Here is a 23,716-nt window from a genome sequence, read left to right on the forward strand (position 1 = left end):
CCCGGTGGCACGCTGAAGCCATGGCCCGGCCCAACGAGGAGGTCGAGGCGCTGCTCCAGGAGTACGCCGACCTCGTCTCCATCACCGGGGGCGACGCGTTCAAGGCGCGCGCCTACGAGAAGGCCGCCCGTGCGATCGGCGGGCACCCGGACGACGTCTCGGCCATGGACGTGGCGGCGCTGCGCGGGATTCCCCATGTGGGGAAGTCCATCGCCGAGAAGGTCGTGGAGTACCTGAGGACCGGCCGGGTCGCCGCCTTCGAGGAGACTCGCGCGTCCGTCCCCGCCGGGGTGCGGGAGCTGCTCGCCATCCCCACCCTCGGGCCGAAGAAGGCCCTCGCCCTCTACGAGGAGCTGCGGGTTTCGTCGGTGCCGGAGCTGCTCGACGCGGTCCGCGCGGAGCGGCTGCGCGACCTCAAGGGGTTCGGGGAGAAGACCGAGCGGAACATCCTGCACGGGATCGAGCTGATGCAGCGGGCCGGCGGCCGGATCCTGCTCTCGGCCGCCCTGGAGACGGCGGAGCGGATCGTCGCGGAGCTCTCGCGCGTCCCCGGCTGCGTGGACTGCGCCTACGCGGGCTCGCTGCGGCGGATGCGGGAGACCATCGGCGACATCGACGTCCTGGTGGCGGCCGAGGATCCCGAGCCGTTCATGGAGGCGTTCCGCGCCCTGCCCGACACGGCGGAGACCATCGCGAGCGGGCGGAAGAAGACGTCCGTCCGGACCCGGACCGGCCTGCAGGTGGATCTTCGCGTGCTGCCGCCCGACGCCTGGGGCGCGGGGCTGCTCTACTTCACCGGTTCGCGGGAGCACAACATCCGGGTGCGCGAGATCGCGGTGCGCAAGGAGCTGAAGCTCTCGGAGTACGGCCTCTTCCGCACCGGGAGCGGCCGGCGGGTCGCCTCGCGGACCGAGGAGGAGGTCTACGCCCGGCTGGGGATGGCCTGGATCCCGCCGGCCCTCCGCGAGGACCGCGGCGAGATCGCCGCCGCGCTGCGGGGCGACCTCCCGGATCTGCTCACGGAGGACGACATCCGCGGGGACCTGCACACGCACACCGATCTCACGGACGGGGTGTCCCCGCTGGAGGAGATGGTGGCCGCGGCGGCGGAGCGCGGGTACGCGTACTACGCCGTCACCGACCACGCCCCGGACCTGTCCATGCAGCGGATGACGGACGAGAAGATCCTGGCCCAGCGGGAGCGGGTGCGGGCGCTGGACGGGAAGCACCGCCGGATGCGGCTGCTGCACGGCACCGAGCTCAACATCGGGCCGGACGGCGGCCTGGACTGGCCGGACGAATTCCTCGCCGGTTTCGACCTGTGCGTGGCGTCGGTGCACTCGCACTTCCACCAGACCCGCGAGGAGCTGACCCGCCGGCTCGTGCGCGCCTGCGAGAACCCGTATGTGTCGGTCATCGGCCACCCCACCGCCCGCCGGATCGGCAAGCGCCCCGGCATCGACGCCGACTTCGACGAGGTCTTCGCCGCCTGCGCCCGTACCGGCACCGCCCTGGAGATCAACTCCCATCCGGAGCGGCTGGACCTGTGCGACGAGGACATCCTGCGCGCCCGGCGCCACGGCGTGAAGTTCGCCGTCAGTACGGACGCCCACGCGGTCACGCACCTGTCGTACCTGCGCTTCGGGGTGGGCACGGCGCAGCGCGGCGGGCTGACGCCGGACGACGTCGTGAACGCGTGGCCGCTCCAGCGGCTCAGGCGCTTTCTGCGCGAGGGGCGGTCGCGGTGAGCCCGTGACGGGCGCGGCCGACGCCGCCGGCGCGCGGGGCCGGAAGCGGCCGAGCCGAGGGCGGCTCGGACCGTTCGATCGCAGGTGCGAAGGCGGCGTGGTCCGGCGTCCGCGGCCACCCCGATCACCGGTCCCGGGACGTCCTAGACTGGAGGGATCATCCCGCGCCGCCCCGCCGGACCGGCCGGGAAACACCCGCCCGGCCGGAGCCAGGCTCCACCGCGGCCCCGACCGGAGGAACTCCACACACCGTGCCCGACATACGCGACGTCCCCGACACCGACTCCCTCGGCCTGCGGGCCGACTGCGGCAGCTGTTTCGCGCTCTGCTGCGTGGCCCTGCCGTTCGCGGTGTCGGCCGACTTCGCGATCAGCAAGGACGCCGGGAAGCCCTGCCCCAACCTGCGGGAGGACTTCCGTTGCGGTACGCACACCACGCTCCGGGAGAAAGGTTTCTCGGGGTGCACGGCGTACGACTGCTTCGGCGCCGGCCAGAAGGTCTCGCAGGTCACCTTCGGCGGCACCAGTTGGCGGGAGGCGCCGGAGACGGCCAAGGCGATGTTCGACGTGTTCCCGGTGATGCGGCAGTTGCACGAGCTGCTGCGATACCTGGCGGAGGTGCTGGCCCTGCCGAAGGCCCGTCCGGTCCACCGTGACGTCCGCCGGCTGCTCGGCAAGGTCGAGGCGCTGACCCGGGCGGAGGCCGACGCGCTCCTCGCGCTGGACGTGCCCGCCCTCCGGCAGGAGGTGAACGTCCTGCTGCTGCGCGCGAGCGAGCTGGTCCGCGGCCGGGACGGGGGCAAGCGGAAGAACCGCCGGGGCGCCGATCTGATGGGCGCCCGCCTGCGCGGCGCGGACCTCCGGGCGGCCGACCTCCGCGGCGCGTACCTGATCGCGGCCGACCTGTCGGGCGCCGACCTCCGCGAAGCGGACCTCATCGGCGCCGACCTGCGTGACGCGAACCTGGCGGGGGCGGATCTGACCGGTGCCTTCTTCCTCACCCAGCTCCAGGTGAACGCGGCCCGGGGCGACGCGCGGACCAGGCTGCCGGAGGGGCTGGACCGGCCGGGGCACTGGGACCGGTAGGCCGGCCGCACAGCAGGAAGCGGCAGGCAGGCAGGCCGCCGTACCGGGAGCGGCGGTTCCGGTCGCCGCGCGGGGAGCGGCAAGGCGGCGGGATCTCGCCGGCGGTGGAGCGGCCCCGGCGCGGCGCGTGGGAGCGGCCGTGCGCCGCCCGTCTCCGTGAGCGCCGTTCACCGTCCGCACCGAGGCGCGTGGAGGGGAGCCCTTCGCCGGAGTTCGCCCGCCTTTCACCCCTGTGCTCCCCGATTGCCGGGGATTGTGGTGACCCAGCAGGGGCACGGGGAACCTCGGCGGCCCGGAACGCGGAATTCAGCCCGTGCCCGAACGGTGGCTCCCGGCCGCCGCGTCCGCGCGCCGGGCCGCCGCCACCCGTCGGTACGAACCTCGGAGCGCTCGTGAACGCTCGCTGCACCTACGGTGTCGCCCCGGGGGCGTTGCCGCTCCTCGGCCACGCCCTGCCCCTCCTCCGCGATCCCCTCGCCTTCCTGGAGGCCCTGCCCGGCCGCGGCGATCTGGTCGGGGTCCGGCTCGGTCCCGTCCGGGCGGTGGTGGTCTGCGATCCCGAGCTGACCCGCCGGGTCCTGCGGGACGACCGGACCTTCGACAAGGGCGGTCCTCTCTACGAACGGATCCGGGAGGTGACCGGGAACGGGCTGGCCAGCTGCCCCCACCGCGACCACCGCGACCAACGGCGGCTGGTGCAGCCGGCGTTCCACTCCACGCGGATGGCGGCGTACGCCGAGGTGATGGTCCGTCAAGTACGGGTCACGACCGGGGCGTGGCGCGACGGCGGCACGGTCGACGCCGCCGACGAGATGCTCGCGCTCAGCGCGCGGATCACCGTCGCGGCGATGTTCGGCGCGGAGGCGGACGACGCGCGCCTCGCGCCGCTCCTCGACGATTTCACCACCGTCGTGGCGGGCATCCCGCGGCGCGCGCTCGTGCCGCCGGCGGCCGACCGGCTGCCGACGCCCGGCAACCGCCGCTACGACCGGGCGCGTTCCCGGCTCCGCGGCGCGATCGGCCGGCTCATCGCCGACCGCCTCGGGGCCGCTACCGCCGGCGGCGCCGCGGGTGGTGACGGCGACCTGCTGTCCCTGCTGCTGGCCGCCGGCCGGGACGGGGCGGACGGCCGGGCGCTGTCCGAGTCCGAGGTCGCCGACCAGCTCGTCACCTTCTTCGCCGCCGGCACCGAGACCAGCGGCAGCGCCCTGGCCTGGGCCCTGCACCTGCTGGGCGGCCATCCCGAGGTGGCCCGCCGGCTGCGCGCGGAGGTGGACGCGGTGCTGGGCACCGCGCCCGCCGCCACCCTCGCCCACCTGCCGGACCTGCGGCTCACCGCGGCGGTGGTCAACGAGGCGCTGCGGCTGTACCCGCCGGCCTGGATCCTCACCCGCACCACCACCGACGACACCAGCCTCGGCGGGCACACCTTCCCCGCGGGCACGACCGTGGTCTACAGCGCCTACCTGCTCCATCGGCGGCCGGACCTGTTCCCCGACCCCGACCGCTTCGACCCGGACCGCTGGATCGCCGCGCCGGGCGCCCCCGCTCCGCCGCGCACGGCGTTCCTGCCGTTCGGCAGCGGTCCCCGCAAGTGCATCGGCGACGTCTTCGCCCTCACCGAGGCCGCCCTGGCGCTGGCGACCGTCGTCGCCGACTGGGACCTGCGCCCGGCGGGCGGCCGCCGGGTCCGCCCGGCTCCCCGCCTCGTCCTGAGCCCGCACCGGCTGCCGATGACCACGGCGGCCCGCAAGCGCGGCGGCTGAGCCCGCGCGGCTGACGGTCGTTCGGCGCGGGCGGGTGTCCCCGGCCGCCGCGGCCGAACGGAACACCCTGATCACGGAGGCGGTGGCCGGGAGGGCGCGGCCCCGCGCGGAGCCGCGCCCTCAGGCGGCCGGTGTGATGTGCAGGAAACCGCCCACGCACATGCGCTTGACGAGACGGATCTGGGCGGGCGTGAGACGGCCCGCGATCTCGCCGTACTTCACCGGCCCGGTGCTCAGCAGGCCCCACAGTTCGTCCACGCCGTCCCGGCGGACGTCGGCGTCGATGGACGGGCCGTGCGGGTCCTCGGTGGAGTGGATCCGCTTGCAGGGCACGGTGTCGCGCAGCGGCGCCGGTGCCGAGGCGTGGTTGGTCAGGGGGTTCTTCCAGTACTCCGCCATGCCGGCCAGGACGGCGGGCGGGAGCTGCACGTTGGCGGGCGGGTTGGTGGCCTTGAAGCCCGGTACCGGCATGGTGACGCTGTCGCGCAGGGCCGTGGTGGGGGCCAGGGTGAGGACGGCGTCGGGCGTGAGGTCCTTCGGCTCGGCCAGGGCGGTGGCGGACAGGTAGGGGCCCGCCGCGTCCAGGTCCTCGACCCGGCGGCTGTTGTGCGTCATGACGTCCAGCAGGGCGGGCTGGAACGCCGTGTTGAGCAGGGCGTCGAAGGTCTGCTCGCGGATGCCGAGGTCGGCGCCGGTGCCCCGGGTGTTCCAGTACACGCTGTCCGGGTTGTTCTTGGCGATGGCGTGGTACCACTGGTCGATCATCAGGGCGAAGGTCTCGGCGGTGCCGTGCCACTTGTCGTTGTAGTCGCGCCAGAGCTGCCGCCGGTCGGCCTCCTCCAGGCTGCCGTCGGTGGTCTTGATCAGCAGCAGCGCGGCGGCCTGCGACTGGGTGAGGGCGACGGCGACACCCGAGGAGAAGAGGGGATCGACGAAGAACGCCGCGTCGCCCACGAGCAGGTGCCGCTCGTCGTAGTCGCCGAACTCCTCGGCGACGCGCGAGTAGTTGGTGGCGGTGATCATGTGATCGGCGATCGGCGTCACATCGGTGACCAGGTCCTTGAGGTACGGGACCTCGCGGACGGCGGCGAGGAACGTCGCCTGGTCGGTGTAGTCGCGCCCGGGCTCCTTGAGGACGGCCGGGTTGGTGACGATGCCGACCGAGTGGGTGAGGACGCGCCGGCCGTCGATGATCTTCGGGACGGGGATGTACCAGCACCAGCCGTCGCGGAAGGCGAAGCAGCCGATGGGCGAGAAGTTGTCCGAGGTGAAGACGTTCCAGTCGGCGGGCAGGTTCTGCGTGTGCTTGCCGCCGGTGAAGTGCTGCCAGATGGCGATGTTCTTGAAGTTCGAGAGCCAGCCGCGCTTGTTGCGCGCGGCGGAGACGCTGCTCTGGCGCCCCGAGGCGTCGACGAAGTACCCGGCGCGGACCGAGGTTCCGTCGGCGAGGCGGACCACCCCGCCGTTCGCGTCGGGTTCGTAGGCCGTGACGGCGGTGCCCTGGAAGACCTCCACGCCGACGTCGGCGGCGTGGTCCAGCAGGATGTGGTCGAACTCGGCCCGGTTGACGTGCATCGTCCAGCGCAGTACGCCGTCCTGCTCGAACAGCGCCCGGTCGAAGAGGGCGACGCTCGGCCGGTCCGGGTCCCAGGCGTAGACGCCGCCGTACTTCTTCACCCAGCACGGGCTGGCGAGAACCTTGCCCAGGGCCCCGCTCTCCTGGAGCGCCGGGACCACGGGGTGGGCGAACGACTCGCCGATGTGCTCGCGGGGGAACACCTCCTTGTCGAAGATGGCCGTCCGCAGGTCGCTGCGCTGGGCGAGCAGGGCACCGAGGGTGGAGCCGGCCGGCCCGCCACCCATGATCACGACGTCGTAGTACTCCCGCACGGTGCTGACCTTTCGTTCGCTGAACAGGTGGGTGCCGCGAGGTTCGAGGACCGGACGGTGCCGGTTGACGGAGGAGGCGGCTCGGGGCCCGGTGGGGGCCGCACGCCCGGATGTGCCGTACGACGGGGCGCGCGGCAGGGCGCGCGCCGGGCCGGGGCCTCGGGGACGTCGATCGCCGAACGGGCCGCGCACCGCCCCGTACCGCGCCTGGCTCGGAATCGACGCCATGACCGTACGCGGCGTCGGCGGCCCCGTCCATGCGTGTGCACGACCCTGAACGAGGCCGCCGGGCAGGAACGTCGGGATCCGCCGGTGGGGACGTCCTTCCGTTTCCGCCCCCCCGGGGCGACGGCAGCGTACCTTCGTCCCCACGCGTTCACCGGCGGGAAGCCTCGGCGGGGATTGGATCCCCGTCTGCCGGTTCCTCTTCCAACTCATCCGCAGGACAAGGGAATTCGATCTTCCGCCCGCGGTCGCCTGCACCCTCCGTCAACCTCTTGCCTGGATCGGAAGCGCGTGGTTAGCGTAAAGGCGCAGCACCATCAGTCATGCGGGGGAACGCGGGGGATCTGATGAGTGACGATGGCGGCTCCATGCCTTTTCTGACACCGGTCCTGAGCGCGACGACGCGCGCCGACGTCCCGGTGCACTCCTTACTGTCCGCCGACTCGCCACGCACCGCCGGCCTGGACGGGGCGTACATCGACACACTCGTCGCGCTCGACGAGGAGCTTCCGCCGATCGTCGTCCACCGGCCGACCGGGCGGGTGATCGACGGGATGCACCGGCTCGCCGCCGCCCGGGCCCGGGGCGACCGCACGATCAGCGCCTATCTGCTGGACATGCCGGAGCGGAACGTGTTCGCCACCGCGGTGAGTCTGAACATCTCGCACGGCAAGCCGCTCACCCATGACGACCGGCTCGCGGCCGCCGCCCGGATCCTCCGGGAGAGTCCCGCGCTGTCGGACCGCTACGTCGCATCCGTCACGGCCCTGTCGCCCCGGACCGTCTCGCGGGTGCGTCGTTCAAGCGTCGACGTTGCCCACTTGAACACGCGGATCGGGCTGGACGGCAAGCGGCGCCGCGCGGACGTGGCGAGCGTCGCCAACGGCCGGCTGCGGGCGGTCGAGGTGATCCGGCAGCGCCCGGACGCGAGTCTGCGCGAGATCGCCCGGCTCGCCGGGATCTCGCTCGGCACGGCGCACGACGTGAAGAAACGCCTGCTGCTCGGCATGGACCCGGTGCCGCAGGGCTCCGGGGCCGCCGCCGAACGGGCCCGGGAGCCGCGGGCCGAGCCGCGGCCGGAGACCCGGATCGCCGACGCGCCGTCCCTGCGCGACGCGCGTGAACGCCTGGACCGGCTCCGCAAGGACCCGGCGCTGCGGCTCTCCCGGTCCGGCCGCTTCCTGCTGCGCGGTTTCGCCGTGCACGACCTGGACGCCACGGTGTGGGCGAAGCTCGCCGCCACCATTCCGCCGCACTGCGCTGACGGGGTGACCCGGCTGGCGCGGGAGTGCGCCGATGTGTGGGCCCGCTTCGCCGAGCAGGTGGAACGGGAGGCCCAGGCCGCGGAGCCGGAGCAGGCCGAGCCGGCCGGAGGGTCCCGGCCGAGGGCCTGACCGGGCGCCGATCCCGCGACCGGCTGCCCCGTGCGCCTTCCGCACTCCTGACGTCACTGGCACCGCGATCACCTCGGTCGCCCCCTGCCCCCGGTCGCCGCTCCGGCGCAGCCCGACGTCTCTCTCCCCCCGCCTCTCCGCCCACCGAGGGCGCCGCCCGGCGCCCGCCCCGCAACCCCACGCGCCCGCGTGACCGGACGTCCTCACCGCCGTCCGGTCACGCGGGCGTCCGGCGTGTCCGGGGGCGGTACCCGCCGGGCCGGCAGGTCCGGCGCGGCGTCGAACACACCTTCCCCGAGCGGCCGTTGTGGGAGGATTCCCCTCGCCGGATCGGGCCGGTGGATGCCCTGGCACCACCGCCGTCACGATCGGCTCCGCCCACGAAGAGTTCCGCGCACCCGTCCCCTTCGGCCTCGTCCCGTCGTCTTCGGACCTCTTCGCTTTCAGCTACGCCCAGTTGTCTTCCGTTCTCTGACACCGGTCGCCGGGACCTCCACAGGGCGACGTCGGACCTCGCGGGCCCCAGGGGCCCGGCGGGGACCGCCCGGTGCTCCATCACCGTGCGACGGATCCTCCGTGCGCCGGACGACTCGCAGAAGGTGGCATCCATGTCTGCCACAGACACGTCCGGGCCACAGGCCTACCCTTTCGGCCCCGTGGTCCGCCTCGACCTGCACCCCCGCTATTTGGAACTGTGCCGCAACGAGCCGGTCTCCCGGGTGCGGATGCCCTACGGCGGTGACGCCTGGCTCGTCACCGGTTATCACGAGATCAAGCAGTTCCTCGCCGACACCCGCTTCAGCTCGTTCGCGGCGACGGCCCCCGACACCGCGCGGGTGACGCCCCTGCCGCTGCGGCCGGGCAACCTGCTCAGCATGGACCCGCCCGACCACGGCCGGATCCGCAAGGTCGTCGCGCACGCGTTCCGCCCGCGCATCGTCTCGCAACTCGCCGACCGCATGCGCGACCTCGTCACCAGCGAGCTGGACGCCATGGAAGAGGCCGGCCCGCCCGGCGACCTGGTACAGCGGCTGGCCATCCCGCTCCCCGTCCGGATGATCGTCGAGCTCTTCGGCGTCCCGTACGAGGACCGGGCGCAGTTCCGCAGGTACTCCGACGTCTTCGTGGCCACCTCCGCGCACACCAAGGAGGAGATCGACGAGGCCCGCGACGGCCTGGAGAACTTCCTCCGCCGGCTGATCAAGCAACGCCGGGACAGCCGCTCCGACGACCTCATATCCGTGCTCATAGAGGCGCTGGACGACGGCCGGCTGTCCGAGGTCGAGGCCGTGCGCACCGGTATCGGCATCCTCATGGCCGGCCACGAGACGTCCCTCAGCATGATCTCCAACGTCTCCTTCCTGCTGCTCGCCCAGCGCGAGCTCTACGAGCGGCTCTGCGCGGACCGTTCGCTGCTGGACCCCGCCATCGAGGAGATGCTGCGCGTCATCCCGCTGCGGTCGGTGGGCAGTTTCCCGCGCCGCGCCACCGAGGACGTGGAGATCGGCGGGGTGCCGATCCGCAAGGGCGACACCGTCATCTTCCAGCGCGCCGCCGGGGACCGCGACGAGCGGGTCTTCGAGGACCCGGAGACCATCCGCTTCGACCGGGAGAACAACCCGCACCTGGGGTTCGGCCACGGGCAGCACTACTGCCTCGGCGCCAGCCTCGCCCGGGCCGAGCTCAAGGTGGCCCTGGAGGGAATCACCACCCGCTTCCCCACCCTCCGGCTGGCCGTGCCGCCGGAGGAGGTCCCCTGGAAACCGGGGCTGATCGCGCGGGCGCCGGAGGCACTGCCCGTCACCTGGTGACCCGGGGCACGACGGCAGGACACAACCGACCGAGGAAGGGCAAGGGATGAGTCGTACGACGTGTGCCATCGCCGGCGCGGGACCCGCCGGAATGATGCTCGGCATGCTGCTCGCCAGGGCCGGCGTGGAGACCGTGGTCCTGGAGAAGCACGCCGACTTCCTGCGTGATTTCCGGGGCGACACGGTGCACGCCTCCACCCACCGCCTCATGGGCGAACTCGGCCTGGGGGAACGCTTCCGGAAGCTCCCCCACCACCGCATCCACCGCCTCCAGGTCGTCACCGACGACGGGCCCTTCACACTGGCCGACTTCCGCAGGCTGCCGGGCGAGTTCCCGTACATCACCTTCCTCCCGCAGTGGGACTTCCTCGACTTCCTCGTGGAGGAGGCCGACCGGTTCCCCAACTTCCGGCTGCTGCGCGAGAGCGAGGTCACCGGAATCCTCCGGTCCGGCGACCGGGTCACCGGCGTCCGCTACCGCGACGCCCGGGGCCGGGAACAGGAGCTCCACGCCGATCTCACGGTCGCCGCCGACGGCCGCCGCTCGGCGGTCCGCGCGGCGGCCGGGCTCCGGCACCGGGCGTTCGGCTCGGGCATGGACATCCTGTGGTTCCGGCTGTCCAAGCGCGACGACGACCCCGGCGGCATGGTCGGACGGCTCTCCGCCGACGGCAAACTGCTGGTCCGCATCGAGCGGCAGGGCCACTGGCAGGCCGCCCTCGCCGTCCGCAAGGGCGGCTACGAGCAACTGCGCGCCGAGGGCCTCGAAGCCTTCCGCGAGTCGCTGGCCACGCTCAAGCCGTTCCTGGCGGACCGGGTGCACGAGGTGCGCACCTGGGACGACGTCAAGGTGCTCGACGTGCAGATCGACCGGCTGCGGCGGTGGTGGCGGCCGGGGCTGCTGTGCATCGGGGACGCCGCCCACACCATGTCGCCGATCATGGGCGTCGGCATCAACCTCGCCGTCCAGGACGCCGTCGCCGCCGCGAACGTCCTGGCGGAGCCGCTGCGCGACGGGACGCTGGAAGTCGCGCACCTGGAACGGGTCCAGCGCCGCCGCATGCCGCCGACGGTGGTCACCCAGCGCATCCAGCGGGCCCTGCAGACCGGGTTCCTGGAACCGTGGATCAACGGCCAGGGGAAGTCCACGACGCCCAGGGTGCTGCGGGTGCTGCGACGCCTGCCACCGCTCCAGGGCGGCCCGGCCCGCGCGATGGCCATCGGCCTGCGCCCCGAACACCCGGCACCGGCCCTGCGCTGAGCGACGCCCCCGGCCCATCCACACCACGTCCCACGACCCCCTTCGGAACGGAGAACCCACGGCAATGCGCGTACTGATCACGACCACACCCGGCACCGGCCACACCTATCCCCTGGTGGCGCTGTCCTGGGCGCTCCAGACGGCCGGCCACGAGGTCCTGGTCGCCTCCTGCGGCCCGGGCCTGGCCCTGGGCGAGGCGGGCGCGCGCACCGTGGACGTCGCGCCCGGCCTGTCCCTGGACAAGATGGTGGGCCTGCTGGCCCAGCGCCACCCGGAGGTGGCCGGCAAGCTGCTCCAGGAGGCGGAGGGCGCCGGCTACCTGGAGGTGGTGGGCGGCGCGGTCGCGGCGGCGCTGCGGCTCCAGCCGGAGATGGTCGCCGCGGTGATCCGCACGGCCGAGGAGTGGCGGCCGGACGTGGTGGTGCACTCCCCGCTGCTGACGCCGGGCATGGTGGCGGCGGCCAAGCTGGGCGTGCCCGCGGTGCAGCACGGCTTCGGCTTCCTCAACCCGTCCGCCGAGCTGATGCGCGAGCTGCACGCCGACCTGTTCGAGGAGCACGGCGTGGGCCTCCCCGAGCACCGGGCCGTCATCGACGTCACCCCTCCGAGCGTCGTGCCCACGGAGCCGGGCGCGTGGCCGCTGCGGTACGTGCCCTTCAACGGCGGCGGGCCGCTGCCGAAGCCGCTGTTCGACCTCCTCAACCGGGTGCCGGAGACACCGCGCGTCGCGGTGTCGCTGGGCAGCGGGCCGGTGCCTGGGGAGGCGGCGCTGGTCATGGAGCGGATCCTGGCGACGGCGGCGAAGACGGACGCCGAGTTCGTGGTCGTCCTGCCGCACGTCGACCTGGAGCCGTTCGACCCGCTGCCGGACAACGTACAAGCCTTCGACTGGGTGCCGTACAGCGCGCTGCTGGCCACCTGTTCCGCGGTCGTCCACCATGCCGGTCCGGGCACGGCGCTCGGCGCGATGGCCCACGGGCTGCCGCAGATCATGCCGGTCCTCAAGGGGCTGGGCCGGCCGGCCGTCGCCCGGCTCGTCGCGGACCGCGGGGTCGGCCGGGCCGTGCGGACGGAGGAGATCGGGCCGGAGCTGCTGGAGTCGGTGCTGGCGGACGGGGGGCTGCGGGCGGCCGCGGCGGAGGTGCGCGAGGAGATCCGGTCCATGCCGGCCCCGGCGGAGGTCGTCGACCGGCTGGAGGAGCTGGTGGCCGGGGCCTGACGGCCCGCCGACGGCCGTGTGGTGTCAGTCCACGGTCACCTTGACGATGCGGCCGGACGCCTCGACGACGAAGAGGTGGTGCTCGGGGTCGAGGCCGCCGAAGCCGTGGGCGGCGCGGACGCTGGTGGGCATGCGCAGGCCCGTCGCCAGGACGCAGGACCGGCCGGTCGCCGGGTCGACGCGGATCAGCTCACCGCTGCGGAAACCGGCCACCACCAGGTCGCCGCGGAAGTGCGTCAGGTCGTCGAGGAACTTGCCGCGCAGCGGGTTGGGGCTGAGCCGGGCGACGGTGGTGTACCGGCCGGGGTCGCGCAGGGGGACGCGGACGATCCGGGACGTGGGGTCGGTGAGGACGCTGACGTAGAGCTGGTCGCCGACGATGTCGAGGCCGTTGCTCCCGAAGACGTCCGCGGCCTTCGTCCACGCCTCGTCCCGGGTGCCGTCCGGGCGGAACTTCAGGATGCCGTGGGCCAGTTCGCGGCTGAGGTAGAGATTGCCGGCGGAGTCGACGGCCAGGCCGTTGACGCCGGATATCCCGTCCACGACGGTGCGCGGTCTTGGCTCGGCGGCGGCCGGGTCGAACCGGGCGACGCCGCCGCGCGGAGTGAGCGGGCTGACCCCGTAGTTGACGTACATCATGCCGTCCGGGCCGCGCCGGATGCCGCCGGGTCCGGCGAGCGGGAAGCCGCCGCGCGAGGTGCCGTCGGGGGCGTAGCCCTCGACCCGGTTCTTGGTGAGGTGCGAGACCCAGAGGGTGCCCCGGCCGTCGAACTCCAGGTTCTCCCGCCAGTCCAGCAGCGGGACGCCGCCCTCGCGGAACACCTCCACGCGGGTCTGCTGCCCGCAGGACGCCGGGGCGGCGGCGCCGACGGACGCGCGGGGTCCGGCCGTCGCGGCACCGGCCCCGCCGGTCGTCAGGGCGGCCACCAGGCCGGCCACCACCATGATCGAGCGCTTGCGCATGCTGCGTTTCCTCCGGGTCTGTCGGTCTTCGTGGGGTACGGCGTGGCTCCGACCCGGGCGGGGGTGGGGGTGCGGGACGCGGCGTCGACGCGGCCGTCTTCGGGTGACCCGCGTCGTCGGGGGTGCGCGCCGCCGGAACCCGGCGACCGTGAGAGCCCGGCGTCGGCGAGCGCCGATCGTGTGCGGGAACCTGACATCCGCGGGCCCCGGACACGCGCGGGTGACGGATGAGGTTCGCCGACGACGGGGAGCGGACGGCCACGCACGGGCCCGGCCGGCCGCGTACGCCGCCGACGCCGGCTCGCCGTCCGTCACACCGTGGTCAGTCCGCCGCCGCGACGCGGAAGCGGATCCCCGCCCTGGTGAGCCGCTCCGTCAGGGCGTCCCCCATCGCCACGGCGGTCGTCACCTGCCCTGCGGTGGCGGGGAGTTCGTCGTGGGCCAGGCTCAACGCCGCCTCGGCGAACATCACGGCGGTCTCGCCGTATCCCGGATCGCCGCCCGCGACCTCGGTGAGCACCCGCCGCCCGCCGCCCTCGCCGACGAACCGGACGCGGAACCAGCTCCGGGCCCGGCGCTCCGCCGTCGGCCCCCGGCCGGCGGGATGCAGACCGGACAACCACGTGCGCAGCGCGGGGACTTGGGCGGCGGCGAGCAGGGCCGCGGCCCCGGCCGGGGCGGCGAGCGCCGCGGGGAGGGTGCGCACCGACGCGTAGTGCCGGTAGCGGAAGTCGGGCCCGTACCGCTCCAGCGCGGCGGCCGAGCGCCGGACGACCTGGGGGTCGACGGTGGGCATCGGCAGCGCCCAGGTGCCCGTCTCCCGGCTGAACCTCGGCGCGCCCAGCGGCGCTTCGGCCCGGCGGCCGGCCGCGGGGCGCGGCTCGTACCGCCGGCGTTCCCGCGCGGCGGCCAGCGCCTGCCGGCCGCGCCCCGCGATCGTCAGGGCGGAGGCCAGGGTGCCGCCGGAGATCGCGCCCCGGGCCTGGACGAAGCCGTCGACGCGCAGCGGCACCCCTTCCGGCAGCCGCCGGACGGTGTAGTACACACCGAGGTCGTACGGGACCGAGTCGAAGCCGCAGCTGTGCACGAGCCGCGCGCCGGTCTCGCGGGCCCGGGCGTCGTACCGCACGTACATGGAGTCGACGAATTCCGTTTCGCCGGTGAGGTCGAGGTAGTCGGTGCCCGCCGCCGCGCAGGCGGCCACCAGCGGCTCTCCGTGGTGGAGGTAGGGGCCGACGGTGGTGGCGACGACGTGGGCGGACTCGGCGAGTTCGCGCAGCGCGTCCGGGTCGTCGGCGGCGGCGGTGAGCAGCGCGGGCGCGGGTCCCGGACCGCCGGCCAGGCGCTCCCCCAGCCGCTCCAGTTTGGCCCGGCTCCGCCCGGCGAGTGCCAGACGGCAGCCCTGTGGCGCATGGGCCAGGAGGTGGGCGGCGGTCAGCTCGCCGACGAATCCGGTCGCGCCGAAGAGGACGACGTCGTAAGGCCGTCGGGGGCCGTCCTGTCTGTTCATGGCACCTCCTGCGCCGGGCCGGATCACCGGGGCCGTTCGCGCCCGCACATGATCCGCCACCCTCACAGAGCCGCCGCGCCGTCGTCAACAGCGCCTGCCCGCCCGCGTACCGGGCGGTCAGCGGCCTCCGGCGACGACCGGGTAGTGGTCGGACAGGTCGGTGTAGGTGTACTCCTTGCCCAGGCTGGACACGGTCCAGGGCGCGGACCGCTCCTTGACCACCTCGTTCGTCCATCCGGCGGGCCGGGCGTGGCCCTTGCGGTGCAGGATGTGGTCCAGGTCCTCGCGGGCGTCGTCCGGGTAGCGGTAGGCGGCGACGGAGTTCTCCCGGGTGTCGAAGGAGTACGGGTGGCCGGTGCGGGCCTCCGCCGGGTCGAGGTCCGCGTCGGCGAGCAGGGAGGCGAACTCGCCGCCGCGGGAGTCGACGTTGAGGTCGCCCGCGACGATGACCTGCTCGTCGGCCGGGATGCGCTTGGCGTCCAGGAAGGCGTCGATCTGCCGGAACTGCCGGGCGCGGTCGGCCGCCGCCTCCCCCGCCGCGCAGCCGCCGTCGGTGGACTGCGTGTGGGTGCCGACGAGGTGCGCCCGGGTGCCGCCGACGTCCAGGACGACGTACGCGAAGCCCTTGTTGGACCACTTGTCCGAGCCGCACGCGTCCTTGAAGATCACCTGCTCCTTGCGGACGATCGGCCACTTGCTGAGCACGGTCACCCCGCCGTCCTCGGGGGTGAGGGCGGAGTAGGCCCCGCCCGTGGCGTCCCAGCCGGCCTTCGACCGGCCGACGACGGGCGTCTGGTACGGGTACCGGGCGGCGGCCCGGGCCTTGAGCGCGTCCGAGGCGTCGTTGTCGAACGCCTCTTGGAGGACGACGACGTCCTGCCCGGAGAAGAAGCCGGCGGCGGGGATCGCCTCGGCCCGGTGTCGCTGTCCCCAGTTCGGGTAGAGGTTCGTGCTCATGAGGAAGGTGTTGTAGGTGAGCATCTTCAGGGCGGGCACGGCCCGGCCGGCCGCCGCCGGGACGGTCGGCTCCGTAGCGGCTGCGGCCGGGCCCACGGCGACCGCCGGGTGGGCCAGGGCGGCGGCGGTCAGCAGGGTGACGGCGAGGGCGGTCGCGGCGCGGGCGGGCCGGGGGAGCTGCACGGGGGTCTCCTGAACGGTGGGGCGACAAAACGGCGGGGGCGGGGTGTACGCGGCAGCGGCGTACGGGAACGCGGAATCCGCGTGGGGCGTCGGATCCGTCGCGGCACAGCGAAGCGTCCTCGGATGACGTCCGGGCGGCCGGCAGGTGACCGGCGGCTTCCGCCGGCGGAACGGCCCGGGGGCGTTCCGGACCGAGACCGTGGCCCGCCCCGCCCCGCCGCGAGCGGGCGTGAAGTTCTTCTGTTGCCCCGCTTAAGAAAACCTCGATGGACGCCGAGGACATCACTCGGCACATTGGTGCGCGCGAACCCATCGGTGCGCACGCAGAACACCCCTCGGCCGTCACCCCGACGCCGGCCCGCCCCCACCCCCTAGGAGCCACCGCCCATGAAGGCACTCGTCAAGCACAAGGCCGAGCCGGGTCTGTGGCTCATGGACGTCCCCGAGCCGGAGACCGGCCCCGACGACGTGCTGATCCGAGTGCTGCGTACGGGCATCTGCGGGACGGACCTGCACATCCGCTCCTGGGACGGGTGGGCCCAGGGTGCCGTCAAGACGCCGCTGGTGCTCGGGCACGAGTTCGTCGGCGAGGTGGCCGAGGTCGGGGCGGACGTCCGGGACATCGCCGTCGGCGACCTGGTGAGCGGTGAGGGCCACCTGGTCTGCGGCAAGTGCCGCAACTGCCTGGCCGGCCGTCGTCACCTCTGCCGCAGCACCGTCGGCCTCGGGGTCGGGCGGGACGGCGCGTTCGCCGAGTACGTCGCACTGCCGGCCTCCAACGTCTGGGTGCACCGGACCGAGGTCGACCTGGACATCGCCGCGATCTTCGACCCGTTCGGCAACGCCGTGCACACCGCGCTGTCCTTCCCGCTGATCGGCGAGGACGTCCTGATCACCGGCGCGGGACCGATCGGCATCATGGCCGCGGCCGTGGCCAAGCACGCGGGCGCCCGCAACGTCGTGATCACCGACGTCAGCGAGCCGCGCCTGGACCTGGCCCGCAAGGTGGGCGCCACCCTGGCCTGCAACGTGGCCGAATCCTCGATCGCCGAGGCGCAGCGCACGCTGGGCCTGCGCGAGGGCTTCGACGTCGGTCTGGAGATGTCCGGCCGCCCCGAGGCGCTCCAGGACATGATCGCCAACATGACGCACGGCGGCCGGATCGCCATGCTGGGCCTGCCCGCGCAGGAGTTCCCCGTCGACTGGGCGAAGCTCGTCACCTCGATGATCACCATCAAGGGCATCTACGGCCGGGAGATGTTCGAGACCTGGTACGCGATGACCGTGCTGCTGGAGGCCGGCCTCGACCTCAGCCCGGTGATCACGGGCCGGTACGGGTACCGGGACTTCGACGCGGCCTTCGACGAGGCCGCCACCGCCCGCAGTGGCAAGATCATCCTCGACTGGACCGCCTGACCGCCGGCCCCTTCCGCCTCGCCCCGTCCCGCCCGCCTCGCCCGTCTCTCCCAAGGAGCTTCCCCCAGATGTTCGACTCCGTCCGCGACGACCTCCGCGCCACGCTCGACGAGATCCGCGAAGCCGGTCTCTTCAAGCCGGAGCGGGTGATCGGCACGCCGCAGAGCGCCTCCGTCAGCGTCACCGCCGGCGGCGCCCCGGGCGACGTCCTCAACTTCTGCGCCAACAACTACCTCGGCCTCGCCGACCACCCCGAGGTCGTCGCCGCCGCCAAGGACGCCCTCGACCGCTGGGGCTACGGCATGGCGTCGGTGCGCTTCATCTGCGGCACGCAGGACGTCCACAAGGAGCTGGAGGCGCGGCTGTCGGCGTTCCTCGGCCAAGAGGACACGATCCTCTACTCCTCCTGCTTCGACGCCAACGGCGGTGTCTTCGAGACCCTGCTCGGCCCCGAGGACGCCGTCATCTCCGACGCCCTCAACCACGCCAGCATCATCGACGGCATCCGCCTCTCCAAGGCCCGCCGCCACCGCTACGCCAACCGCGACCTGGCCGACCTGGAGAAGCAGCTCCAGGACACCCAGGACGCCCGCCGCCGCCTGATCGTCACGGACGGCGTGTTCTCCATGGACGGCTACGTCGCGCCGCTCCGCGAGATCTGCGACCTGGCCGACCGCTACGACGCCATGGTCATGGTCGACGACTCGCACGCCGTCGGCTTCGTCGGCCCCGGCGGGCGCGGCACGCCCGAGCTGCACGGCATCATGGACCGCGTCGACATCATCACCGGCACCCTCGGCAAGGCCCTGGGCGGCGCGTCCGGCGGCTACGTCGCGGCGCGCGCCGAGATCGTCGCCCTGCTGCGGCAGCGCTCGCGCCCGTACCTGTTCTCGAACTCCCTCGCCCCGGTCATCGCCGCCGCCTCCCTCAAGGTCCTGGACCTGCTGGAGTCCGCCGGCGACCTGCGCGAGCGGCTGAACGCCAACACGGCCCTGTTCCGCCGGCGGATGACCGAGGAGGGCTTCGAGATCCTGCCCGGCGACCACCCCATCGCCCCGGTGATGATCGGCGACGCGGCCCAGGCCGGCCGGATGGCCGAGCTCCTGCTGGAGCGCGGCGTGTACGTGATCGGCTTCTCGTACCCGGTGGTCCCGATGGGCGCGGCCCGGATCCGCGTCCAGCTGTCGGCCGCGCACTCGACGGAGGATGTCGAGCGCGCCGTCACCGCGTTCGTCGACGCGCGCGCGGCGCTCAAGGGCTGACCGCCGGGCCGGGGGTACGGCCGGGCCCTGGCAAAATGGCCAGGTGATCGACCCCCGGCGACTGCGCGTCCTGCGGGCCGTGGCGGACCACCGTACGGTGACCGCCGCGGCCGCGGCGCTGTACCTCACCCCGTCCGCCGTCTCCCAGCAGCTGGCCGCCCTGGAGCAGGAGACCGGCCACGTACTGCTCACCCGCAGCGGCCGGGGCGTACGGCTCACTCCCGCGGGTGAGATCCTGCTCGGCCACGCCCACCGGGTGGTGGCCCAGCTGGAACGGGCCGAGGCCGAGCTGGCCGCCTACGCGGACGGCACCGCCGGCGAACTCACCGTCGCCGCCTTCGCCACCGGCATCGCGGAGGTCCTGGCCCCGGTGATCACCCTCCTCGCCGGGCGCCACCCGGGCATCCGCCTCCGCGTGCGCGACGCCGAGGGCGACGAGAGCCTGCCGCTGGTCATGGACGGGGTGGCGGACGTCGCCCTGGCCGTCGAGTACCGGGGCGCGCCGCGCGAGGACGACCTGCGGCTCGTCCGCGTCCCGCTCTACGCCGAGCCGTTCGACGCGGTGCTGCACACCTCCCACCCGCTGGCCGGCGAGCCGCACGTCCGCCTGGACGAGCTCGCCGACAGCGACTGGATCGCCCCCTACCCCGGCAACCCCTGCCACGACATGACCGTCCTCGCCTGCGAACTGGCCGGTTTCCAGCCGCGGTTGGCCCACTCCTCCGACGACTTCCGGGCGGTCGCGGCTCTCGCCGGCGCCGGCGCGGGCGTGGCCCTCGTCCCGCGGTCGGCGCTGTCCGGCATGAACGTCGAGGCCCTCAAGAACGTGGCGGTCCGCCCCGTCGAGGGCGTCACCCCGACCCGCCGCGTCTTCGCGGCGGTCCGCCGGGGCGCGGAGCGGCATCCGCTGGTCCGCCCGGTGCTGGAGGCGCTGGGCGAGGTGGCGGGCTCGCTGTCGGCAGCCTGACATCGAAGCGGGAGGCGTGTGCGCCGGGGGTGGGTGGCGCGCGGCGTGCGCGGCCGGCCGGTGTGCCGACGGTCGCGCGCGGCCGGTACGGGTCCGGGCGGCCGGCCTTCCGCCCCCCCACGGCCGTGTGATGTCCGCCCGCCGGTCCCCCGTGGGCGGGGGAACGGCGGGCTCCGCCGACGCGGGTTCAGTCGACGGTGAGGACGATCTTCCCGAGGTTGCCGCCGCGCTCGGCCAGCCGGTGGGCCTCGGCTGCCTCTTCCAGCGGAAGCTCCTTCTCCACGACCGGGCGGAGGGAACCGGCCTCCACCATCTCGGTGATCGCCAGGAGCCCGGCGCGGTCCGGCTCCACGAGCATGAAGCCCGCCTTGATGCCGCGCTCGGCGGCTTCGGGCACCACCTCGTCCGCCTCGGGCCCGGGCAGCGAGACGAGCGTGCCGCCGTCCCGCAGGGTGGCCAGGGTGGCGGACGTGTTCCGGCCGCCGAGGGTGTCGAGGACGAATTCGACGTCCCGGACGGTGGCGTTGACGTCCGTCCGGGTGTAGTCGACCAGTTCGTCCGCACCCAGCTCGCGGAGTGCGTCGTGCCGGGCGGCACGGGCGGTGCCGATGACGTGGGCGCCGTGCGCCTTCGCGATCTGGACGGCGAAGTGGCCGACGCCCCCGGCCGCGGCGTGGATCAGCACCCGCCGGCCCCGGCCGACCCGGCCCGCGTCCGTCAGGGCCTGTCGGGCGGTCAGGGCGGCGAGCGGCAGGGCGGCGGCCTGAACGTGGTCGAGGCGCGCCGGCTTGTGGGCGAAGTGCCGGGCCGGGGCGGCCACGTATTCGGCGTAGGCGCCCGCCTGCGCCGGGAACGACGGCATTCCGTACACCTCGTCGCCGACCTCGAAGAGGCGCACGCCGGTGCCGACCGCCTCCACCACCCCGGACACGTCCCAGCCGAGGACGAACGGGGGCTCGCCGAGGAACATGCCGGCTTCGCGGGTCTTGAGGTCGATGGGGTTGACACCGGCCGCTCGGACCCGGACCAGGATCTCCCCGATCCCCGGCTCCGGCCTCTCGACCTCGCTCACCCGCAGGACGTCCGGTCCACCGAGGGTGTCCTGGGTGATTGCGCGCATACTCTTCTTGCTCATTTCAGACCTTTGCCGGTTGATCGATGACGTATCGGCTTTGGATATTGTCCTCCCCTGGGCCGTCGGGCTCATGCCGGACGCGCCTTCGCCGGCCTTCTGCACCCTCCCCGACCGGCGGCTGACGATCCGCCGCTCCGCGCCGGACGCGGACACCGACAGAGCTTTGGCCACGGTTCGCCCCGCACAGCCCGGTCGACGGTGGCAGGATGCGCGGGGCAAGCAGCTCGCGCCGCGGCGAGACCACGACGGAGCGGCGGCGCCGCCGGCGAAGGAGGGGACCATCATGACGCGGGACGTCAGCACCGCGCCCAGCGAGGCGCTCGTCTACACCGACGACTTGACCGAGGCGGACGTGGTCGCGCTCAAGGAGTTCCTCGGCCGACGATTGCGGGACGTGGCCGAACGCCATCCGGAGGGCACCGACGAGCACGCGGCCGCGATCGGCTTCGCCCACCTCGTCGCCATGGACGGCCTGCAACTCCAGGATTACGTGATCGCCTGGTGTGACGTCGAGCACCGGCACGAGTACCCCGTACCGGAGCAACAGCTCGCGCAGGAGATCTACTTCGGCTGGCGGCACTTGTGCCAGGCCGCCGCCGGGTGGAGCGCTCACGAGGAATTCAACGGTGCCCGCTGGACTGCCCCGCGCTACGGCAACGCGCGGCACCGGGAATTCGTGGAAACGGCCGAAGCGGGCGCCGCCGAACGCGCCGAGCCCGCGGAGGACGGCGACCGGACGTGGCGCCCCAAGGCGCACCCGTGACCGGTACGGCCTCCACACCGCGGCACTGGCCGGGGTCGGCGCCGGCGACGTGAAGGGCGGGGCGGGCGGCCCGGTCGGCAGACCTCACCGAGCCGCCGGCTCCGCCGCCCCACGACGGATCCGGGATGCCCGACGGCAGACAGAGCGCCGGAGAATCACCGTGACGCTCTCACTCGGGGATCGACAAGCCCAGCTCGCGCAGGCGGGGCAGGCACACCGCGAGGCATCGCTCCACCGGCGCGGCATCGGTCCGCACGAGGACGTCCTCGCCGAACGGAGCCCCACTGGCGACGAAGGTCCACGGCCCGCGCCCCTCCGCCATGCGCTCGGCATCGGCTTTGAACAGCACCGTTACCCCCTGCCGCGCCAGCGCTTCCATGACCGCGACGACATCCACCGCCACTCTCCCCTCCCGGCGCGCTCCGATCACGCCACCGGACGACCGTACTCAACCCGGATCGTCCGGCCTCTGGACGCCGCCTTCACCCCTCGGCGCCTCAGGACTGGAAGAGGGCGGTGAAATCGGTGATCACACCGCCCTTCTCGTCGTCGATGGTGACGTAGAAGAACGGGCTGCACACGTACGGTCCGGACGCCTGCCCCTTCCGGCACTCCCGGAGAAGCTCCAAAAGAGTTCGCCAGTCCGCGGATTTCAAGACGAGCCGATGCGTTGCCGGGTCGGAGGCCAGCAACCTGACGGTGGCGTTGGCGGCGACGTAGTAAGGCCCGAGAGGCTCTAGTGCCTCGAAGTAGCCTCCGTTGTCGACATCGGGTCCGCACGTGAGCTGCGTCTCGCGCGCCCCGACCACGCGGAGGCCGTTCGGCTGGACTTCACCGCCGTTCACTTGGAGCACCTGATGCACACTGCCGTCGATCAGCTTCTCCTTGCAGAAGTCAGGCGCGTAATGCGGCTTTCCGGATGCCGGCGACGCGCCGGGTGCGCCGGATGAACCTGGCGTACCCGGCGGAACCGGAGGGCCCGGAGGCGTGGCCTCGGGCCCGCCCCGGCTCGGCGCAACCGTCGGCCCCCTTGTACCGGACGCGGTGGCCGGTGGGGTGTCTGCCGCACGGTCCGATGTACAGCCGGTGACCGCCGCCACGGAAAGGGCGAGCACGACGGGCGACGCGGCCGCGCCTCGTAACCGCTTCCCGAACCACGCGAGCATGCGCTTCCCCCCTCATGATCCGAGGCTCCGGCGGGCTGACGACACGTCACCCACGACGTGGGTCTACCGGCGGGCAGCCAGGAACGACAGCACCACGTCGGCCATCTCGTCGGGCACTTCCTCGGCGAGGTCGTGGCCGGCGTCGAAGACGTGGCCGGTGACATCGTGGGCCACAAGGCGCATCTGCGACTCATTGCGGTCGCCGATGAAGGCCGAGCCGCCGAGGGCCAGGACCGGGATGTCGAGTCGCTCCCGCGCGGCCCGCCTGTTCTGCTCGGCGTCGACCAGCATCGCGCGGTAGACGGCGAGCATGGCGCGGATGCCGCCGGGCATGGAGTAGCAGCGCACGTATTCGTCGATCGCGTCGGGAGTGGCGCTGTCGGGGCGGCTGCGCTCGGACTTGATCATGTAGGTGATCAACTCGCGTTCGTGTCCGGCGATCAGCATCTCGGGGACGTCCGGCTGGAAGTAGAAGCCCAGGTGCCACATGTGCTTGCCACGTGAGACGTTCTCGACGGTGAGCGCGGCGTGGTCTTCGAAGCCGAATCCGGGGAGCAGGGCCTCGATGAAGATCAGGGACTCGACGCTGCCTCGGTGGCGGGCGGCGAGCTGGTAACCGATCACCGCACCCCAGTCCTCGCCGGCCACGGTGTACCGGTCATGCCCGAGGTGGTGCATCAACGCGGCGATGTCGTCGCTCATCGTCGCGGAGTCGTACCCCTCAGCGGGGCGGGCGGAGTCACCGAAACCGCGGAGGTCCGGTACGACGACGGTGTGACGGGCCGTCAGTTTCGGTACGAGGTGGCGCCAGTGGTAACCGGTTTTGGGCACGCCGTGGAGGAGCACCAGCGCGGGACCGGCCCCGGCCGTCCGGTAGTGGAGGCTCGTTCCGTTGACGGTGGCCCGGCCGGTGCGGACGGGTATCGCGTCGTGGTCGTACATCATCTGCGGTTTCTCCGATCTGTGAGGTCTGCGTGGCGCTCCGGATCGACGGG

Annotated in this window: 19 protein-coding genes; 11 read left to right on the forward strand and 8 right to left on the reverse strand. The window is 73.3% G+C overall.

Translation table 11 applies throughout. From position 1 onward, the window contains the following. Positions 1-20 precede the first annotated feature (20 nt). From polX to ACSNOK_RS00255, 3 genes are all read left to right on the forward strand, one after another. Positions 21-1,748 carry a DNA polymerase/3'-5' exonuclease PolX gene (polX, locus tag ACSNOK_RS00245; protein ID WP_436778454.1) on the forward strand — a complete coding sequence of 576 codons (1,728 nt, stop codon included), beginning with the start codon at positions 21-23 and terminating at the stop codon, positions 1,746-1,748. Between the two features lie 251 nt (positions 1,749-1,999). Then, positions 2,000-2,833: a pentapeptide repeat-containing protein gene (locus ACSNOK_RS00250; RefSeq protein ID WP_436778455.1), complete on the forward strand. Its 834-nt coding sequence runs from the start codon at positions 2,000-2,002 to the stop codon at positions 2,831-2,833. Positions 2,834-3,225: 392 nt separating this feature from the next. Further along, on the forward strand, positions 3,226-4,599 hold the full coding sequence (locus ACSNOK_RS00255; protein ID WP_436778456.1) for a cytochrome P450: 1,374 nt from the start codon (positions 3,226-3,228) through the stop codon (positions 4,597-4,599). A 120-nt stretch (positions 4,600-4,719) separates the two neighbouring features. Here the strand turns inward: ACSNOK_RS00255 and ACSNOK_RS00260 are convergent, their stop codons facing one another. After that, positions 4,720-6,717 carry an NAD(P)/FAD-dependent oxidoreductase gene (locus ACSNOK_RS00260; RefSeq protein ID WP_436778457.1) on the reverse strand — a complete coding sequence of 666 codons (1,998 nt, stop codon included), beginning with the start codon at positions 6,715-6,717 and terminating at the stop codon, positions 4,720-4,722. A 365-nt stretch (positions 6,718-7,082) separates the two neighbouring features. Here ACSNOK_RS00260 and ACSNOK_RS00265 point away from each other — a divergent pair, with 365 nt between their 5' ends. From ACSNOK_RS00265 to ACSNOK_RS00280, 4 genes are all read left to right on the forward strand, one after another. Then, positions 7,083-8,108, forward strand: coding sequence for a hypothetical protein (locus ACSNOK_RS00265; RefSeq protein ID WP_436778458.1), 1,026 nt, complete (start codon positions 7,083-7,085; stop codon positions 8,106-8,108). A 608-nt stretch (positions 8,109-8,716) separates the two neighbouring features. After that, complete coding sequence (locus ACSNOK_RS00270) at positions 8,717-9,919, forward strand: cytochrome P450 (protein WP_436778459.1); 1,203 nt, start codon at positions 8,717-8,719, stop codon at positions 9,917-9,919. Positions 9,920-9,965: 46 nt separating this feature from the next. Further along, positions 9,966-11,180: an FAD-dependent oxidoreductase gene (locus tag ACSNOK_RS00275; protein ID WP_436778460.1), complete on the forward strand. Its 1,215-nt coding sequence runs from the start codon at positions 9,966-9,968 to the stop codon at positions 11,178-11,180. Positions 11,181-11,244: 64 nt separating this feature from the next. After that, positions 11,245-12,399: a nucleotide disphospho-sugar-binding domain-containing protein gene (locus ACSNOK_RS00280; protein WP_436778461.1), complete on the forward strand. Its 1,155-nt coding sequence runs from the start codon at positions 11,245-11,247 to the stop codon at positions 12,397-12,399. 24 nt (positions 12,400-12,423) lie between these two features. Here ACSNOK_RS00280 and ACSNOK_RS00285 read toward each other — a convergent pair whose 3' ends face one another. From ACSNOK_RS00285 to sph, 3 genes are all read right to left on the reverse strand, one after another. Then, a complete protein-coding gene (locus tag ACSNOK_RS00285; protein ID WP_436778462.1) occupies positions 12,424-13,362 on the reverse strand; it encodes an SMP-30/gluconolactonase/LRE family protein in 939 nt (312 codons plus the stop codon). 322 nt (positions 13,363-13,684) lie between these two features. Continuing rightward, entirely contained in the window at positions 13,685-14,872 is a 1,188-nt protein-coding gene (locus ACSNOK_RS00290) for a saccharopine dehydrogenase family protein (protein WP_436778463.1), read from the reverse strand. A gap of 117 nt (positions 14,873-14,989) precedes the next feature. After that, positions 14,990-16,012, reverse strand: coding sequence for a sphingomyelin phosphodiesterase (sph, locus tag ACSNOK_RS00295; RefSeq protein ID WP_436778464.1), 1,023 nt, complete (start codon positions 16,010-16,012; stop codon positions 14,990-14,992). 387 nt (positions 16,013-16,399) lie between these two features. Between sph and tdh the strand changes: the two genes are divergently transcribed. From tdh to ACSNOK_RS00310, 3 genes are all read left to right on the forward strand, one after another. Then, positions 16,400-17,428, forward strand: a complete 1,029-nt coding sequence (gene tdh, locus ACSNOK_RS00300; protein WP_436778465.1) for an L-threonine 3-dehydrogenase — start codon at positions 16,400-16,402, stop codon at positions 17,426-17,428. Positions 17,429-17,496: 68 nt separating this feature from the next. Then, positions 17,497-18,690, forward strand: coding sequence for a glycine C-acetyltransferase (locus tag ACSNOK_RS00305; RefSeq protein WP_436778466.1), 1,194 nt, complete (start codon positions 17,497-17,499; stop codon positions 18,688-18,690). Between the two features lie 43 nt (positions 18,691-18,733). After that, positions 18,734-19,657 (forward strand): LysR substrate-binding domain-containing protein, encoded by a 924-nt coding sequence (locus ACSNOK_RS00310; RefSeq protein ID WP_436778467.1) that lies wholly within the window; start codon positions 18,734-18,736, stop codon positions 19,655-19,657. Positions 19,658-19,844: 187 nt separating this feature from the next. On the opposite strand, the gene ACSNOK_RS00315 is transcribed toward ACSNOK_RS00310, so the two are convergent. Then, positions 19,845-20,792, reverse strand: coding sequence for an NADP-dependent oxidoreductase (locus tag ACSNOK_RS00315; protein WP_436778468.1), 948 nt, complete (start codon positions 20,790-20,792; stop codon positions 19,845-19,847). Between the two features lie 283 nt (positions 20,793-21,075). On the opposite strand from ACSNOK_RS00315, the gene ACSNOK_RS00320 reads away from it, so the two are divergent. Continuing rightward, the gene (locus ACSNOK_RS00320; RefSeq protein WP_436778469.1) at positions 21,076-21,555 is read left to right on the forward strand and encodes a hypothetical protein; all 480 of its coding nucleotides are present in this window, start codon (positions 21,076-21,078) and stop codon (positions 21,553-21,555) included. Positions 21,556-21,724: 169 nt separating this feature from the next. Here ACSNOK_RS00320 and ACSNOK_RS00325 read toward each other — a convergent pair whose 3' ends face one another. The 3 genes from ACSNOK_RS00325 to ACSNOK_RS00335 all read right to left on the reverse strand — a co-directional run bounded on the left by ACSNOK_RS00325 (position 21,725) and on the right by ACSNOK_RS00335 (position 23,666). Next, positions 21,725-21,958, reverse strand: coding sequence for a hypothetical protein (locus ACSNOK_RS00325; protein ID WP_436778470.1), 234 nt, complete (start codon positions 21,956-21,958; stop codon positions 21,725-21,727). Between the two features lie 94 nt (positions 21,959-22,052). Further along, on the reverse strand, positions 22,053-22,721 hold the full coding sequence (locus ACSNOK_RS00330; RefSeq protein ID WP_436778471.1) for a hypothetical protein: 669 nt from the start codon (positions 22,719-22,721) through the stop codon (positions 22,053-22,055). A 63-nt stretch (positions 22,722-22,784) separates the two neighbouring features. Continuing rightward, positions 22,785-23,666 carry an alpha/beta fold hydrolase gene (locus tag ACSNOK_RS00335; RefSeq protein WP_436778472.1) on the reverse strand — a complete coding sequence of 294 codons (882 nt, stop codon included), beginning with the start codon at positions 23,664-23,666 and terminating at the stop codon, positions 22,785-22,787. Positions 23,667-23,716: the final 50 nt, after the last annotated feature.

The sequence above is a fragment of the Streptomyces sp. URMC 126 genome (assembly GCF_051386555.1).
Taxonomy (GTDB): domain Bacteria; phylum Actinomycetota; class Actinomycetes; order Streptomycetales; family Streptomycetaceae; genus Streptomyces.

Bases quoted from the DNA above. Each gene is read 5' to 3' on its own strand.
- polX (WP_436778454.1), top strand. From the start codon at position 21: ATGGCCCGGCCCAACGAGGAGGTCGAGGCGCTGCTCCAGGAGTACGCC.
- ACSNOK_RS00260 (WP_436778457.1), bottom strand. From the start codon at position 6,717: ATGGCGTCGATTCCGAGCCAGGCGCGGTACGGGGCGGTGCGCGGCCCG.
- ACSNOK_RS00265 (WP_436778458.1), top strand. From the start codon at position 7,083: ATGCCTTTTCTGACACCGGTCCTGAGCGCGACGACGCGCGCCGACGTC.
- ACSNOK_RS00270 (WP_436778459.1), top strand. From the start codon at position 8,717: ATGTCTGCCACAGACACGTCCGGGCCACAGGCCTACCCTTTCGGCCCC.
- ACSNOK_RS00275 (WP_436778460.1), top strand. From the start codon at position 9,966: ATGAGTCGTACGACGTGTGCCATCGCCGGCGCGGGACCCGCCGGAATG.
- ACSNOK_RS00280 (WP_436778461.1), top strand. From the start codon at position 11,245: ATGCGCGTACTGATCACGACCACACCCGGCACCGGCCACACCTATCCC.
- ACSNOK_RS00285 (WP_436778462.1), bottom strand. From the start codon at position 13,362: ATGCGCAAGCGCTCGATCATGGTGGTGGCCGGCCTGGTGGCCGCCCTG.
- ACSNOK_RS00290 (WP_436778463.1), bottom strand. From the start codon at position 14,872: ATGAACAGACAGGACGGCCCCCGACGGCCTTACGACGTCGTCCTCTTC.
- tdh (WP_436778465.1), top strand. From the start codon at position 16,400: ATGAAGGCACTCGTCAAGCACAAGGCCGAGCCGGGTCTGTGGCTCATG.
- ACSNOK_RS00305 (WP_436778466.1), top strand. From the start codon at position 17,497: ATGTTCGACTCCGTCCGCGACGACCTCCGCGCCACGCTCGACGAGATC.
- ACSNOK_RS00315 (WP_436778468.1), bottom strand. From the start codon at position 20,792: ATGAGCAAGAAGAGTATGCGCGCAATCACCCAGGACACCCTCGGTGGA.
- ACSNOK_RS00320 (WP_436778469.1), top strand. From the start codon at position 21,076: ATGACGCGGGACGTCAGCACCGCGCCCAGCGAGGCGCTCGTCTACACC.
- ACSNOK_RS00330 (WP_436778471.1), bottom strand. From the start codon at position 22,721: ATGCTCGCGTGGTTCGGGAAGCGGTTACGAGGCGCGGCCGCGTCGCCC.
- ACSNOK_RS00335 (WP_436778472.1), bottom strand. From the start codon at position 23,666: ATGATGTACGACCACGACGCGATACCCGTCCGCACCGGCCGGGCCACC.